Here is a 14,377-nt window from a genome sequence, read left to right as displayed (position 1 = left end):
CCGGCGAACATGCGTCGCGCGTGGTGGTCCACCCAATCTCGTTATCCCTCTATGTCTTCAACCCGATGGCACGCCACCAGACGGCCATCAAGCTCGCGCAATTGCGGCACTTCCCCACGGCAACGGTCTATCGCGTACGGACAACGCGGCGCAAACGCACACCCGGGCGGCGGGCGCAGCGGCGACGGCAGCTCGCCGATTAGCGGAATTTTCACCCGCCGCTCGGATGCCTTGATCGCCGGCGTCGCCGACATCAACGCCTTGGTATACGGATGCAGCGGCTTGCCGAACACGGTGGCCTTGGGACCGTGTTCGACCGCGCGGCCGAGGTACATCACCATGACGTCGTCGGCCACATGCTCGACCACCGCGAGATTATGCGACACGAATACGTAACTCGTCGCGTATCGGTCCTGCAAATCCATGAAAAGATTCAGGATTTGTGCCTGAATTGAGACATCCAGGGCGGAAACGGGCTCATCGGCCACCACGATGGCAGGCGACAGGATCATCGCCCGGGCAATCGCCACGCGCTGACGCTGCCCGCCCGAGAACATGTGCGGATACCGCGCCACGTGCTCGGGACGCAGCCCGACGGTGCGCATCATCGCGGCAATCTTCTCGCCGCGCTCGGCGCGGCTCAGCGATGTGTTGATGGCCAGCGGCTCGTCGAGCGCCTGTCCGACCGTCTTGCGCGGATTGAGCGACGCGTACGGATTCTGAAACACCATCTGGACCCGCGTGCGCAGCGGCGCCAACTCGCCCGCCGACGCCGTCGTCGTCTCGGTCGCATCGACGAAGAGTCTGCCGGACGTCGGCGGCTCGATCAACGTCAGCACCCGGGCCAGCGTCGATTTGCCGCACCCCGACTCGCCGACCACGGCAAGGGTGCGTCCGGCCTTCAGATCGAACGACACGCCCGCCAGCGCCTTGACGCTCGCCTGCCCCCGAAACAACCCGCGATTGACGGTATAAAAACGCGTCAGATTCTGCGCGGCCAACACCACGCGCGCGTCCGGCGCGCCTGCCGGCGGCGTTCCCGGAGGCGTCGCGATCACCGTTTCACTCATTGCGAACCTCCCATCGACCGCTCACCCGACGACACACCCGCCACCTCATGCGGCAAGGGCTTGAAACACCGCACCAGCGGCGCACCCGCCGCGCTCGGCCCGACGTAGGGCGTAAGCGTGGGTTGCACCTCGCGGCAATGATCGTCGGCGTACGGACAGCGTGGTGAGAGCAGACAGCCTGCCGGGCGGTCGTCGCGCCCCGGCACCACCCCCGGCAGAGTACGCAACCGGCGTACTCCTCGGTTGTGCTCGGGAATCGCCGAGAGCAAGGCTTCCGTATAGGGATGATGCGGCGCATCGAACAGCGCCGGCACCTGCTGGACTTCGATCACCTGGCCGGCGTACATCACGGCCACCTTGTGCGCGACTTCGGCCACGACCGCCAGATCGTGGGAAATCAGCACGAGCGACATCCCGTAGTCCTTTTGCAGCTGGAGCAGCAGCGCCATGATCTGCGCCTGAATGGTGACGTCGAGCGCCGTCGTCGGCTCGTCCGCAATCAGGAGCTTCGGACGGCACGCAATCGCCATGGCAATCATGACCCGCTGGTTCATCCCGCCGGAGAGCTGATGCGGATACGCGCCCAGCCGGTTCGCAGCATCCGGAATTTCGACCTGCTCCAGCAATTCGACGATACGCTCGCGCAACGCGCGGCCGCGCAGGCCCATGTGACGGCGCAGGACCTCACCGATCTGATACCCGATGGTGTAGCTGGGGTTCAGGCTGGTGAGGGCGTCCTGAAAGATCATCGAGACGTCGCGCCCGACGATGTTGCGACGCTCCCGCCGCGACGCATGCAACAGGTCTTTCCCGTCGAAGCGCACCTCGTCGGCCGTCACGCGCCCGGGGGCATCGATGAGGCCCATGAGCGCGAGCATCGTCACGCTCTTGCCAGAGCCGGATTCGCCGACCACGCCGAGAATCTCGCTCGGGCCGACGTCGAGGTCGATGGCGTCGACAGCGCGAGCGCCGTCGAAGGCGACCGATAGATTTCGTATGGAGAGCAGACTCATGCGATTCGCTTCAGTTTGGGGTCGAGCGCATCGCGCAGGCCGTCGCCGACCAGGTTGATGGCAAGGACCGAGATGACGATCGCCAGGCCCGGCAGTGTCACGATCCACCAGGCGCTTTCCATATAGTCGCGTGCAGAGGCGAGCATCGAGCCCCACTCGGCGAGCGGCGGTTGCACGCCGAGGCCGAGGAAGCCGAGCGCCGCCGCATCGAGAATGGCCACCGAGAAGCTCAGCGTCGCCTGCACGATGAGCGGCGCAGCGCAGTTCGGCAGCACCGTCGAGAACATCAGACGCAGCGTGCCCGCCCCCGCCATGCGCGACGCCACCACATACTCGCGCTGCAATTCACCGATCGCGGCCGCGCGTGTCAGACGCACATAGGCGGGCAACGTCACGATCGCGATGGCGATGGTCGTATTCGCCAGACCCGGACCGATCACGGCCACCACGGCCACCGCCAGCAGCAGCGACGGCAGCGCCATCATCATGTCCATCAGACGCATGATCGGCGTGTCGAGCCAGCGCGGGAAGAAGGCGGCGAGCAATCCGAGCAGAATGCCCGGAATGAGCGATAGCACCACCGACGACAGGCCAATCCAGAACGACAGGCGCGCGCCGTAGATCAGCCGCGAAAGAATGTCGCGCCCGGCTTCGTCGGTGCCGAGCAGAAACTTCGCGTTGCCCCCCTCGAACCACGCGGGCGGGATTTTCACGAAGTCGCGATATTGCTCGATGGGGCTGTGCGGCGAGATCACCGGCGCGAGAATCGCGGCCGCGAACATCAACAACAGGATAATGGCCGCCACCGTGGCGCCACGGTTGGCGGTGAAGCTGCGCAGGAACTCCCGGACCAGACGCGCGCGAGGCGTCGCGGTCACAGCGGCGGGAGGCGGCAGCGTAGCAGGCGTGTCATTCATCAGAGACCTCCTCAGTGCCGGATGCGCGGGTTGACGACGCCGTAAAGCACGTCGACCAGCAGGTTGACCAGAATGACGCCCGTCGCGATGAGCAGAATGCCGCCCTGCACCACCGGATAGTCGCGTCGCAAAATGGCGTCGATCAGCCATTTGCCGATGCCGGGCCAGGAGAAGACGTTCTCGGTCAGCACCGCGCCCGCGAGCAGCGTGCCGACCTGCAACCCGATCACCGTAATCACCGGAATCAGCGCGTTACGCAGCGCGTGCACGACGATCACACGCCACGGCGACAGGCCCTTTGCCCGCGCAGTGCGAATGTAGTCCTCGCGTAGCACCTCCAGCATGGCCGAGCGCGTCATGCGTGCAATCACCGCGAGCGGCACCGTACCGAGCACGATGGTCGGCAAGATTAGATGACTGAACGCCGATGCGAAGGCCCCCTCGTCGCCCGAGAGCAGTGTGTCGATGAGCATGAAGCCGGTAACGTGCGGGACGTCGAACTCCACGCCGATCCGCCCGGATACGGGCGTCCATTGCAGGTCGACGGAGAACAGCATGATGAGCAGCAGGCCCCACCAGAAGATCGGCATGGAGTAGCCGGTGAGCGCCGCGCCCATGGTGGTGTGGTCGAGCATCTTGCCGCGCCGCAACGATGCCGCCACACCGGCGGGCAAGCCGACGACCAGCGCAAAGATCATGGCGCACAGCGCCAGTTCGAGGGTGGCGGGAAAGCGGGCGAAGAACTCGTGAAGCACGCCTTCGTTGGTCACGATGGAGCGACCGAGATCGCCTTGCGCGGCGTGCTTGAGATAGACGAAATACTGCGTGGTGAGCGGCTGATCGAGCCCCAGCCGCTTCATTGCTTCGGCGTGCATGACGGGATCGAGATTTCGCTCGCCCACCAGCACTTCGATCGGATCGCCGGGAATGAGGTGAATGAGCGCGAACGCGAGGACAGTGATACCGATGAAGGTCGGGATCACCATGCCTAGTCGTCTCAGGACGAATCTCAGCATAGGAAAGTTCCGTGGGGGCTTCGCGCGCCGTCCGCCCCCGGCAGGGACGGGTGACGCTTTGCCGCGTTAGTCGATCTGGTCAGTCTTGGACGGTACGCCGTCGGCATGCTGCAAACCGGCTGCAGACCGGCTGCAAACTGCGTGCAAACCGGCCCGGGCGCGGCGGCCGGGCCAGTCGGCCTTCTTGTTGCCACCGGTTCGGGCGATTGCGTCATCGCCCGAACCGGTGTCCTGCAGCGCCAGCGCGCTTAATCGAGCGACACGCCGGCGAAGCTGTTACGGCTGAACGGGCTGAGCTTGAAGCCCTTGACGTTCGTGGCCATCGGCTTGTATTGCGTGGAGTGCGCAATCGGCGAGAACGGCAGTTGCTGCGCGAAAATCTGCTGCGCCTGCGTGTAAAGCCGCGTGCGCTCCTTCACGTCCGTGGTCTGACGCGCCTGCTTGATGAGGTCGTCGAACGGCTTGTCGCACCACTTCGAGAAGTTGTTGCCGTTCATCGAATCGCAGCCGAGCAGCACGCCGAGCCAGTTGTCCGGATCGCCGTTGTCGCCCGTCCAGCCGATGAGCATCGCGTCATGCTCGCCCGCCTTCGCACGCTTGATGTACTCGCCCCATTCGTACGTGACGATGTTGGCCTTCACGCCGATCTTCGCCCAGTCGGCCTGGATCATTTCGGCCATGAGCTTGCCGTTCGGGTTGTACGGACGTTGCACCGGCATGGCCCACAGCGTGATCTCCACGCCCTTCACCCCAGCCTTGTCGAGCAATGCCTTGGCCTTCTCAGGATCGTAGCTGGCCGACTTGATGTTCTTGTCGTAGGACCATTGCGTCGGCGGCATCGGTGCACCGTTCGACAACTGACCGGCCGAACCGTACACCGACTGAAGGATCGCCTTCTTGTTGATCGCCATGTCGAGCGCCTGACGCACCTCCACGCGATCGAGCGGGGCCTTCTTGACGTTGTAAGCCACGTAACCGAGATTGAAGCCGACCTGATCCGGCATCTTCAGCTTCGACGACTTGCCCTGTGCCTGAATCTCCGCCTTGAGCGCATCGACGTCCGCCGGACGCGGATACGTCACGACCTGACACTCGTTGCGCTTGAGTTTCTGGATCCGCACGTTGGCGTCCGTCGTGATCGCGAACACGAGCTTGCCCACCTTCGGCGGCAGGTTCGTGTTCCAGTACTCCTTGTTGCCGTCCATGCGCAGCGTGGCGTCCTTCGTGTAGCTGCGGAAGATGAACGGGCCGGTGCCGACCGGCTTGAGCGCGATGTCACGCGGGTTGTTCGCTGCAAGCAGCTTGTCCGCGTATTCCTTCGAGAGAATCGACGCGAACGACATGGCCAGGTTCTGAATGAACGGCGCGTCGACCTTCTTCAGCACGAAGCGAACGGTGTACGGATCGACGATCTCGATGCGCTCGATGTCGGCCTGCAGGCCCATGTCGACGTAGTACGGGAATTCCGCCGGATAAGCCTTGCGGAACGGCATTTCGCGATCGCCCATGCGCTCGAACGTGAATTTCACGTCTTCGGCATTGAAGTCACGCGTGGGCTTGAAATACTCGGTGGTGTGGAACTTCACACCCTTGCGCAGATGGAACGTGTAGACCTTGTTGTCCGGCGAAATGTCCCACTTCTCGGCCAGCGACGGCATCACACCGGTCTCGCCCGGAACGAAGGCAATGAGACGGTTGTAGATGGCGTCGGCGGGGTCGAAGTCGGTGCCGGTGGTCAGTTGCCCCGGATCGAAACCGGCGGGGCTGCCCTCGGAGCAGTACACGAGGGTCTTGTTCGGGAGCTCGACGGCTGCCGCGGGCGGGATCACTGCCGCGCCGGCGAGCACGGTTGCAGCCAAAAGCAAACGCAGGGTGTGAGTCTGTTTCATAGGCTCCTCGGGTTCTGAGTAGACGCCCGGCAGCGATCCGCCGCCGAGCCCACGAGGGATATTACTGAAGCTTCACCTGCGTAACAACACGCCAGATCCCTAGCAAACCGCCTATTTGTGGTGTTTTTGAATAGGAAATTGCTTAATTGTGATCGGGATTGACTTCCATCGGTCCGATGGGTAGCAAACCATTGCGCGCGCGCCGTCTCGATATTGGGCTTGCCCCGACGTCACGCGCGCACCCCCGGGGCTTACAACCCGAGCCGCTGCCACATGGCCTTGGTGGCCGACGCCGCATTGAGCGTGTAGAAGTGCAGGCCCGGCGCGCCTTCCTTGAGCAGGCGTTCGCAAAGCGCCGACACCACGTCCAGCCCAAAGGCGCGGATCGACTCGCGGTCGTCGCCGAACCCTTCGAGGCGCTTCGCAATCCAGCGTGGCACTTCGGCGCCGCACATTTCCGAGAACCGCATCATCTGCGAGTAGTTCGTGATCGGCATGATGCCCGGCACGATCGGCACTGTCACGCCCAGACGCGAGACGTCGTCGATGAAACGGAAGTACGCGTCTGCGTTGAAGAAGTACTGCGTGATTGCAGCGTTGGCGCCGGCTTTCACCTTGTGGGCGAAGTGCTCGAGATCGAGGCGCGGCGACTTGGCTTGCGGATGGTACTCGGGATATGCCGCCACTTCGATGTGGAACCAGTCACCGGTTTCCGCACGAATGAATTCGACCAGTTCCGAGGCGTAACGAAATTCGCCGATCTCGCCCATGCCGGACGGCAGATCGCCGCGCAACGCGACGATGTGGCGGATGCCGTTGTCGCGATACGTTTTGAGAATGTCGCGAATGTTGTCGCGCGTCGAGCCGACGCACGAGAGGTGCGGCGCGGCGTCCACACCTTCGCGCTGGATTTCGATGACGGTATCGAGCGTGCCCTGTTGGGTCGAGCCGCCCGCGCCGAACGTCACCGAAACGAACTTCGGGCCGAGCGGGAACAGTTGCTGACGCGTGGCGCGCAGCTTCTCCGCGCCATCGGCCGTCTTGGGCGGGAAGAATTCGAAACTGAAGGATGGTTGCGTCATGATCGTCTTGTCATCGAGAGAGCCGCTCATGCCGCACGCCTGGCGTGCACGAAGAACTCCCGGTTGCCGTCACCGCCTGCGATCGGACTGTCGAGCCAGGCGGCCACGGTCAGTCCAAGCGCTTCGCAAGCGGTGCGGATCTTTGTCTCTACTTGCGCGTACTGCGCGACATCTTTCACGAGGCCACCGCGCGCGATGTGCTCTCGTCCGACTTCGAATTGCGGTTTCACCAGCATCAGCAGATCGCCGCGCTCGCTCAGCAAGGGCGCGAGTGCGGGTAGCACCAGCGTGAGCGAAATGAACGACACGTCGCCAACGATCAGGTCGAAACCCGCTTCCGGCACGGCACCCGGTGCGCCTTGCGCGGTGCCATCAGAGACACCATCGGAAGCCGTCGCCTCGGCCAGGCGTTCGTCGAGCATCTCACGCGTCAGGTGCCGCGCGTTGATCCCTTCGAGCGATACGAGCCGCGCCTCGCCTGTCAGACGCTGATGCAGTTGCCCATGCCCCACGTCCACGCCGATCACGCGAGCCGCGCCCGCCTGCAAGAGGCAGTCCGCAAAGCCACCGGTCGACAGTCCGACGTCGAGTGCCACGCGGCCCGTCACATCGAGCCCCGTCTGCGCGAGCGCGCCGGCCAGCTTCAGGCCGCCGCGCGACACGTAACGGTCTTCGCCCGGCAACCCGTCAGCCGCCGCGCGCACTTCCAGCGCCTCATCGCTCGCCACGGGCTGGCTGGCCTTTTTCAGCGCCGTGTCGGTGCCGGCGTAATACACGCGGCCGGCATCGATCAGACGTTGAGCGACGGTGCGCGATGCCGCGAGCCCTCGGGAGACGAGAGCCTGATCGGCGCGAAGCGCTTGTGACATGAGTTACTGACTTCCTGCGAAATGTTGTCGACGCGGCGACGTCGACACTTAAACGTTGGTGGCGCGATCGCCGAACACCAGTGCCGACAGAATCCACGAAATCAGGCTGTACAGCAGCGAGCCGAACAGCGCCGCCCAGAAGCCCGAGACCTCGAAGCCTTTTACGACATGCGAGGCCAGCCAGAACAGCAAGGCGTTGATGACGAAAATGAACAGTCCCAGCGTCACCACCGTGACCGGCAGCGTAAGCACGACGAGCAGCGGGCGCAGGAACGCGTTGATCAGGCCGAGTACGACGGCCACGATCAGTGCCGTGCCGATGCCCTTGAGCTGAACGCCCGACACGATGTAAGGCAAAACGAGAAGTGCGATGGCATTGATGAGCCAAATCAGCAGCAAACGCATGGCAAGCTCCGGATAACGTGACGGCGCCGATCGTCATACCGGCACCGGCGATGGGAAGGCAACGAACGGCAACGAAACACTACGAGAGGCAACGAGAGACTTCCGGCGCGAGGGCAACTGACGCCCCCGCGCTGTCCCGACGTCCGCATGCCTGATTGCACCGATTGCACCGATTGCATGGTCGCACCGGTCGCCGGCTGCCGAGACCTCGCACCCCTCCGAATGCGAAATCCCGGCAGACCGACGGCCGATCAGGCGACGGACGTCAAAGCATCAATAGCGATAGTGTGCCGGCTTGAACGGACCGTTCTTGTCGACACTGATGTACTTCGCCTGATCGTCGGTCAACACGGTCAGCTCGGCACCGATACGACCCAGGTGCAGGCGCGCGACCTTCTCGTCCAGATGCTTCGGCAGCACGTACACGCTGTTCTTGTACTTGGCGCCATGCACGAACAGTTCGATCTGTGCGAGCGTCTGGTTCGTGAACGAGTTGCTCATCACGAACGACGGGTGGCCCGTCGCGCAACCCAGGTTCACGAGGCGACCTTCCGCGAGCAGAATGATGCGCTTGCCGTCCGGGAAGATAATGTGATCGACCTGCGGCTTGATGTTTTCCCACTGGTACTTGCGGGTCGACGCCACGTTGATTTCCGAGTCGAAGTGACCGATGTTGCACACGATGGCCTGGTGCTTCATGGCGGCCATGTGGTCGTGATCGATCACGTGGAAGTTGCCGGTGGCGGTCACGAAGATGTCGGCCTTGTCGGCGGCGTAGTCCATCGTCACGACGCGGTAGCCTTCCATCGCAGCTTGCAGCGCGCAGATCGGATCGATTTCCGTGACCCACACCGTGGCGCCCAGACCGCGCAGGCTCTGGGCACAGCCCTTGCCCACGTCACCGTAGCCCGCCACGAGGGCGATCTTGCCGGCGATCATCACGTCGGTAGCACGCTTGATACCGTCGACCAGCGATTCGCGGCAGCCGTACAGGTTGTCGAACTTCGACTTGGTGACCGAGTCGTTCACATTGATGGCCGGGAACGGCAGCGTGCCGTCCTTTTCCATCTGGTACAGACGATGCACGCCGGTGGTGGTCTCTTCGGTCACGCCCTTGATCTGCGACAGGCGCTTGCTGTACCACTGCGGATCGACTTGCAGATGACGCTTGATCGACGCGTACAGCGCCACTTCTTCTTCGTTGGTCGGGTTGCCCACGACCGAAATGTCCTTCTCGGCCTTGCTGCCGAGAATCAGCAGCAGGGTGGCGTCGCCGCCGTCATCGAGAATCATGTTGGCGAACTCGCCGTTCGGCCATTCGAAGATGCGGTGGCTGTATTCCCAGTACTCGTCGAGCGACTCGCCCTTGAAGGCGAACACGGGAATGCCTGCGGCCGCGATGGCGGCAGCAGCGTGGTCCTGCGTCGAGAAGATGTTGCACGAGGCCCAGCGCACTTCGGCGCCCAGCGCGACCAGCGTCTCGATGAGCACGCCCGTCTGGATGGTCATGTGCAGCGAACCGGCGATACGTGCGCCCTTGAGCGGCTGGGTCGCTTTGAACTCGGCGCGCGTGGCCATCAGACCCGGCATTTCGCTCTCAGCGATGGTCAGCTCTTTGCGACCCCAATCGGCCAGCTTGATATCGGCAACGTGGAAATCGGAGAATTTCGAATCGACTACGGCGTTCATCACGCCTCCTTTCTCTAAAGTCTAGATAGTTGGGACGTGAGCGCCGTTCTTGGGGCCCACTCGCCAACGATCCGGGGGTAACCGGCGGCCGGCGGGGCCAATAGGAAGGATCTTGAGCCTGGCAGCACTTCGGCTGTCGCAACGCTCCTCAAGACCCCGGCATTGTAGCAAAACTGATGCGCGACGTAGTATCCGGGGCGACGCCCGAAGGGTTATTTTTTACAAGGCGGAAACGCTGTCGAAATGGGCGACGAACGACGGAAGCCCACCCCCGCAGGAATGTGGGCTCCTGAAGAACGCAAAAACGTCAGAGCGGCAGATGGGCGATCAACGGGGCGGCGAGCACCATGAGCACGCCGTTGATCATCATGACCAGGCTGGCGACCACGCCTTCCTCGCCGCCGATCTGGCGCGCCTTGGCCGTGCCGAAGCCGTGGGCGCCTGCGCCGAACGGCGCGCCGCGCGCCATGCGCGTGCGCAGCGGCAGCCAGGAGAGCAGCGCCTCGCCGAGCAGCATCCCGATCAGGCCCGTAATGATGACGAAGAGCCCGACCAGATCACGCGAGCCGCCAAGTTGATCGGAGACAGCCAGCGCGAACGGCGTCGAGATGGAGCGGGCCAGCAGGCTGCGCGCCATCTCCGGCGGCAACTGAAACAGGCGAGCCAACACGTAGGAGCTCCCGACAGCGACCACCATGGCGACGATCACGCCGAACGTCAGCGCAAAGGCATGACGGCGGATGATGCCGCGATGCTCGTAGATCGGCACCGCGAACGCGATCGTCGTCGGCCCCAGCAGCCAGACGAGCCAGCGCGAGTCGGCGATGTACGTCGTGTACGAGATGTCGCCGCCGATCATCACGCCGATGACCAGAATCGGCGCGAGAATCGCCGGCCCCAGCCATACCTTGCCGAAGCGCGCATAAAGACGCTTCGAGACGTAATAGAAGAAGATCGTGAGAACGAGCAGCAGGAGCGCCGTATGATTCATGACTGGACCCCGAAGGCGCGATTCACGCGAAAGAGAACTTGAGTCGGTTCAATGCATCGCCGGGCATCGGGCGGGCATCACCGGGCATCGTGCGCATGCGCGCGCCGCGCCGGAATGCGCACCAGTGCGCGCTTCAGACGACGCTCGGCGCGGCAGCCAAAATCAACCGCCAGTGCGGTCGAGACCATCACAAGCACGGTGCCCACGCCAATCACGGCGAGCAGTTGCAGACCTTCCTGGCGCAGCAGGTCGGTGTATTGCATGACGGCAGCGACCAGCGGCACGAAGAAAAGGATCATCTCGGCCAGGAACCAGTCGGCCCCGCGCTTGATTTTCTCCGTCTTGAGCACACCGCTCATGAGCAGCGCCACAACCACGAGCAGACCCAGCACGCCGCCCGGCAGGGGCAGATGAAAATGACGCGATGCAGCATCCGCTGCCAGATAGATACCCATCAGGAGCGCAATTTGCCAAAGCACAGCGATAATGGCCTTGCTGCGGCCATACACATGGCGGGCGATCATCTTGGTCATGGCGGACTCCCTAGGGGTTTTCACGAATATGGAGCCAAGTATAGGAAGCACCGCAACATAAATATAATGAATTAGTCGTATAAAAACGATTCCAAATTGGAATATTTTAAGTATTAACCCTAATAGTGCATGGAAAAGCCTTACGGGGCGGGCTTCTTCACAAAAATGCACTGACTTGGTGCGACCGAGAGAACCAAAATGGAACTGCGTGCATTGCGAGGATTTGTGGAAGTTGTGCGACAGCAGAGCTTCACAGCGGCGGCCGAGGCGCTATTTGTTACGCAGCCTACGGTGAGCAAGATGGTCAAGGCGCTGGAGGACGAACTGGGTACGCCATTGATGTTGCGTGAGGAGCGCGGCATGGGGCGGCGGCTTCAGTTGACCGATGCCGGACGCGTCGTGTTCGAGCGCGGGCAGGACGTACTCGCCGCCTACGCCCGCTTGCAGCAAGAGCTCGCCGACCTCGAGACGGTCTCGCGCGGCGAGCTGTCGATCGGCATTCCGCCTCTGGGCGGCGACCTGTTCATTCCGGTGATCGGCGCGTTCCATCAGCACTATCCGGACATCGAGATGAAGTTGTTCGAGACCGGCTCCCGGGCGATCGAGCAAGCGTTGCTGGCCGGCGAAATCGAGCTGGGCGCCGTATTGCTGCCGGTGGATCCCACGGTCCTGGACGTGCTGCCCGTGTGCCACTACCAGTTGCGACTGATCGCCCCCCGCGAATCGCGTTGGGAGGGACGCGCCTCCGTTGGCCTCGGCGAATTGCGCGATGAGCCGTTCGTCTTCTACGGCGAAGGGTTCGCATTGTCGGAGTTCGTGATTGCCGCGTGCCGGCGTGCGGGCTTTACGCCGAAGATCGCCGGGCGCTCCAGCCAGTGGGACTTCATCGCCTCGATGGTGGACAACGGCGTGGGCGTCGCGCTGCTGCCCGAGCCGTTTTGCGCTCGCCTCGATCCGAAGCGCTTCGTGATCACGGACGTGCGCGACCCGGCCATTGCGTGGGACCTCGCCATGGCTTGGCGGCGCGATTCCTATTTGTCGCATGCGGCGCGGCGCTGGCTCGCGCTGGCGCGCGACCTCCTTGGCCCCGGAGGCGACGGCGAAGCCAAGGCCGCGATTGCCGGTGCGGCACGGCGCACGTGAGCGCCACGCGCTCGCGAAGGCGGTCCGACCGCCAGCGACCGGCGAACGCTCACCGACCGCTGACCGCCGATACGAAACACCTTCGTCCAACACGATTCGGCGATTGCGGTATCCTTGCCGCTGACAAATTTCCCCCCCAAGCGATCGCGCCAGATGTCCCAGGCGCGATGCATCGATACCCATGCGCATCATTACCGCGAATCTCAACGGCGTGCGATCGGCCGCCAAGAAAGGCTTCTTCGAGTGGTTCGGCAATCAGGAAGCCGACATCCTCTGCGTGCAGGAGATCAAGGCTCAGTTGCCTGACATGACGCCCGACTTTCTCAAGCCGCACGACTATCAGGGCTACTTCCACTACGCCGAGAAGAAGGGGTACAGCGGGGCGGGCGTGTACGTTCGCCGCGAGCCGGACGACATCGTCATCGGCTGGAACAATGCGGAATTCGATGCCGAAGGCCGCTACGTCGAGGTGCGCTACGGCAATCTGTCGGTGATCTCCGTATACATCCCGTCGGGATCGAGCGGTGAAGAGCGCCAGGCGGCCAAGTTCCGTTTCATGGCGGACTTCATGCCGCACCTGCTCGCGCTCAAGGCCGAGGGACGCGAAGTCGTGCTGTGCGGCGACGTGAACATCGCGCACAAGGAAATCGACATCAAGAACTGGAAGGGCAATCTGAAGAACTCGGGCTTCCTGCCAGAAGAGCGGGCGTGGCTCACGCAGTTGTTCGACGACCACGGTTATGTGGACGTCTTCCGTACGCTCGATCCGCGGCCGGAGCAGTACACATGGTGGAGCAATCGCGGTCAGGCGTATGCGAAGAACGTCGGCTGGCGCATCGACTACCAGATCGCCACGCCCGGCATCGCCGGCAAGGCGAAGACGACTTCCGTGTTCCGCGACATCAAGTTCAGCGACCATGCGCCGCTGACGGTCGACTACGATCACGCGCTCTGAGGTTACGCTGTCGAGCGCATCATGAAGACCCTTTTGTTCTGCACGAGCTACATCCGCGATGCCGACGCGTGGCACACGCGGTATCAACGCTGGCTGGATTTCTACGGTAACGGGCCGATCCACGCCGACAAGACCGTCATGATCGACGACGGGTCACCCTACCTGCCGCCGGCCGAGATCATTCCGACGATCCCCGCAAGCCGCGACATCCAGGAACACGACCACGCCCTCGGCATCGTTCGCTTCGAGGAGAATCTCGGACGGCGAAGCATGAGCGACTATCCGGGATGGTGGCGCAGTTTCCTGCACGCGCACACCATCGCCACGGCCATGGGGGCGGACAAGATCGTCCACATCGAATCCGATGCCTATTTGCTGAGTCAGGCGCTCGTGGACTTCGTCAACGAGACCCGCAGCGGGTGGCATGTCATGTGGGCGCAGCGCTACGAACTACCCGAGACCGCCATTCAGGTCATTTGCCGGGACCAGTTCGACGCGCTCGAAGCCTTCAAAAACGCGCACGCCGACATGCATTTCACGGATATCGCGGAACGCCTGCTGCCGTTCACGTCGGTCAACCGGCAATTCAAGGGCGATCGGTATAGCGAGTTCAAACGCAACCGGGGCATTTTCCGGTCGCGCAAATTCAACTTCATTCCGATCTTCCAGCACGACTTTTTCTGGGAACCGATTCCGTCCGATGCGGACTTTGCCACCCAGGTCGTCAAACGTCAGAAGCTCGTGGTGCGTCACACCGGGCGCTCAGGCACAACCCATCGATGAACGGTGGCGGGTAGCGGGCCGC

The 14,377-nt window shown here is 63.1% G+C and carries 14 protein-coding genes and 1 riboswitch; of the genes, 3 read left to right on the top strand and 11 right to left on the bottom strand.

The features are described from left to right. Nucleotides 1–41: 41 nt before the first annotated feature. The 11 genes from PCA31118_RS07135 to PCA31118_RS07085 form a co-directional block, all read right to left on the bottom strand. Nucleotides 42–1,070 carry a peptide ABC transporter ATP-binding protein gene (locus PCA31118_RS07135; protein WP_174990373.1) on the bottom strand — a complete coding sequence of 343 codons (1,029 nt, stop codon included), beginning with the start codon at nt 1,068–1,070 and terminating at the stop codon, nt 42–44. Then, a complete protein-coding gene (locus PCA31118_RS07130) occupies nt 1,067–2,083 on the bottom strand; it encodes an ABC transporter ATP-binding protein (RefSeq protein WP_150624345.1) in 1,017 nt (338 codons plus the stop codon). The genes PCA31118_RS07135 and PCA31118_RS07130 overlap by 4 nt, the downstream gene beginning before the upstream one ends. Continuing rightward, nucleotides 2,080–3,000 carry an ABC transporter permease subunit gene (locus PCA31118_RS07125; protein ID WP_150624343.1) on the bottom strand — a complete coding sequence of 307 codons (921 nt, stop codon included), beginning with the start codon at nt 2,998–3,000 and terminating at the stop codon, nt 2,080–2,082. Before PCA31118_RS07125 ends, PCA31118_RS07130 begins: the two co-directional genes overlap by 4 nt. A gap of 11 nt (nt 3,001–3,011) precedes the next feature. Continuing rightward, the gene (locus PCA31118_RS07120) at nt 3,012–4,016 is read right to left on the bottom strand and encodes an ABC transporter permease subunit (RefSeq protein ID WP_044453418.1); all 1,005 of its coding nucleotides are present in this window, start codon (nt 4,014–4,016) and stop codon (nt 3,012–3,014) included. Nucleotides 4,017–4,264: 248 nt separating this feature from the next. Continuing rightward, nucleotides 4,265–5,905, bottom strand: a complete 1,641-nt coding sequence (locus PCA31118_RS07115; protein ID WP_150624341.1) for an ABC transporter substrate-binding protein — start codon at nt 5,903–5,905, stop codon at nt 4,265–4,267. Between the two features lie 251 nt (nt 5,906–6,156). Further along, entirely contained in the window at nt 6,157–6,987 is an 831-nt protein-coding gene (gene metF / locus PCA31118_RS07110; RefSeq protein ID WP_150625160.1) for a methylenetetrahydrofolate reductase [NAD(P)H], read from the bottom strand. Nucleotides 6,988–7,013: 26 nt separating this feature from the next. Then, the gene (locus tag PCA31118_RS07105) at nt 7,014–7,856 is read right to left on the bottom strand and encodes a TlyA family RNA methyltransferase (protein WP_150624339.1); all 843 of its coding nucleotides are present in this window, start codon (nt 7,854–7,856) and stop codon (nt 7,014–7,016) included. A gap of 48 nt (nt 7,857–7,904) precedes the next feature. After that, nucleotides 7,905–8,261 carry a phage holin family protein gene (locus PCA31118_RS07100; RefSeq protein ID WP_044453410.1) on the bottom strand — a complete coding sequence of 119 codons (357 nt, stop codon included), beginning with the start codon at nt 8,259–8,261 and terminating at the stop codon, nt 7,905–7,907. A gap of 273 nt (nt 8,262–8,534) precedes the next feature. Beyond that, nucleotides 8,535–9,950 (bottom strand): adenosylhomocysteinase, encoded by a 1,416-nt coding sequence (gene ahcY, locus PCA31118_RS07095; RefSeq protein ID WP_044453408.1) that lies wholly within the window; start codon nt 9,948–9,950, stop codon nt 8,535–8,537. Between the two features lie 31 nt (nt 9,951–9,981). Then, nucleotides 9,982–10,106, bottom strand: a riboswitch (S-adenosyl-L-homocysteine riboswitch). 151 nt (nt 10,107–10,257) lie between these two features. After that, entirely contained in the window at nt 10,258–10,941 is a 684-nt protein-coding gene (locus tag PCA31118_RS07090; protein WP_150624337.1) for an LrgB family protein, read from the bottom strand. A gap of 77 nt (nt 10,942–11,018) precedes the next feature. Next, nucleotides 11,019–11,474 carry a CidA/LrgA family protein gene (locus tag PCA31118_RS07085; RefSeq protein ID WP_150624335.1) on the bottom strand — a complete coding sequence of 152 codons (456 nt, stop codon included), beginning with the start codon at nt 11,472–11,474 and terminating at the stop codon, nt 11,019–11,021. Nucleotides 11,475–11,672: 198 nt separating this feature from the next. On the opposite strand from PCA31118_RS07085, the gene PCA31118_RS07080 reads away from it, so the two are divergent. From PCA31118_RS07080 to PCA31118_RS07070, 3 genes are all read left to right on the top strand, one after another. Beyond that, nucleotides 11,673–12,617, top strand: a complete 945-nt coding sequence (locus tag PCA31118_RS07080) for a LysR family transcriptional regulator (protein ID WP_150624333.1) — start codon at nt 11,673–11,675, stop codon at nt 12,615–12,617. Nucleotides 12,618–12,798: 181 nt separating this feature from the next. Continuing rightward, nucleotides 12,799–13,572, top strand: a complete 774-nt coding sequence (locus PCA31118_RS07075) for an exodeoxyribonuclease III (RefSeq protein ID WP_044453401.1) — start codon at nt 12,799–12,801, stop codon at nt 13,570–13,572. Nucleotides 13,573–13,593: 21 nt separating this feature from the next. Continuing rightward, the gene (locus tag PCA31118_RS07070; protein WP_150624331.1) at nt 13,594–14,355 is read left to right on the top strand and encodes a hypothetical protein; all 762 of its coding nucleotides are present in this window, start codon (nt 13,594–13,596) and stop codon (nt 14,353–14,355) included. Nucleotides 14,356–14,377 lie beyond the last annotated feature (22 nt).

Source organism: Pandoraea captiosa (assembly GCF_902459775.1).
Taxonomy (GTDB): Bacteria; Pseudomonadota; Gammaproteobacteria; order Burkholderiales; family Burkholderiaceae; genus Pandoraea; species Pandoraea captiosa.
This window is presented reverse-complemented; position numbering and strand designations above follow the sequence as displayed.

Coding starts and splice junctions, on each gene's coding strand:
- PCA31118_RS07100 (WP_044453410.1), bottom strand. CDS start 8,261: ATGCGTTTGCTGCTGATTTGGCTCATCAATGCCATCGCACTTCTCGTT.
- PCA31118_RS07130 (WP_150624345.1), bottom strand. CDS start 2,083: ATGAGTCTGCTCTCCATACGAAATCTATCGGTCGCCTTCGACGGCGCT.
- PCA31118_RS07115 (WP_150624341.1), bottom strand. CDS start 5,905: ATGAAACAGACTCACACCCTGCGTTTGCTTTTGGCTGCAACCGTGCTC.
- PCA31118_RS07080 (WP_150624333.1), top strand. CDS start 11,673: ATGGAACTGCGTGCATTGCGAGGATTTGTGGAAGTTGTGCGACAGCAG.
- PCA31118_RS07120 (WP_044453418.1), bottom strand. CDS start 4,016: ATGCTGAGATTCGTCCTGAGACGACTAGGCATGGTGATCCCGACCTTC.
- PCA31118_RS07090 (WP_150624337.1), bottom strand. CDS start 10,941: ATGAATCATACGGCGCTCCTGCTGCTCGTTCTCACGATCTTCTTCTAT.
- PCA31118_RS07075 (WP_044453401.1), top strand. CDS start 12,799: ATGCGCATCATTACCGCGAATCTCAACGGCGTGCGATCGGCCGCCAAG.
- PCA31118_RS07135 (WP_174990373.1), bottom strand. CDS start 1,070: ATGAGTGAAACGGTGATCGCGACGCCTCCGGGAACGCCGCCGGCAGGC.
- PCA31118_RS07105 (WP_150624339.1), bottom strand. CDS start 7,856: ATGTCACAAGCGCTTCGCGCCGATCAGGCTCTCGTCTCCCGAGGGCTC.
- metF (WP_150625160.1), bottom strand. CDS start 6,987: ATGACGCAACCATCCTTCAGTTTCGAATTCTTCCCGCCCAAGACGGCC.
- PCA31118_RS07085 (WP_150624335.1), bottom strand. CDS start 11,474: ATGACCAAGATGATCGCCCGCCATGTGTATGGCCGCAGCAAGGCCATT.
- PCA31118_RS07125 (WP_150624343.1), bottom strand. CDS start 3,000: ATGAATGACACGCCTGCTACGCTGCCGCCTCCCGCCGCTGTGACCGCG.
- PCA31118_RS07070 (WP_150624331.1), top strand. CDS start 13,594: ATGAAGACCCTTTTGTTCTGCACGAGCTACATCCGCGATGCCGACGCG.
- ahcY (WP_044453408.1), bottom strand. CDS start 9,950: ATGAACGCCGTAGTCGATTCGAAATTCTCCGATTTCCACGTTGCCGAT.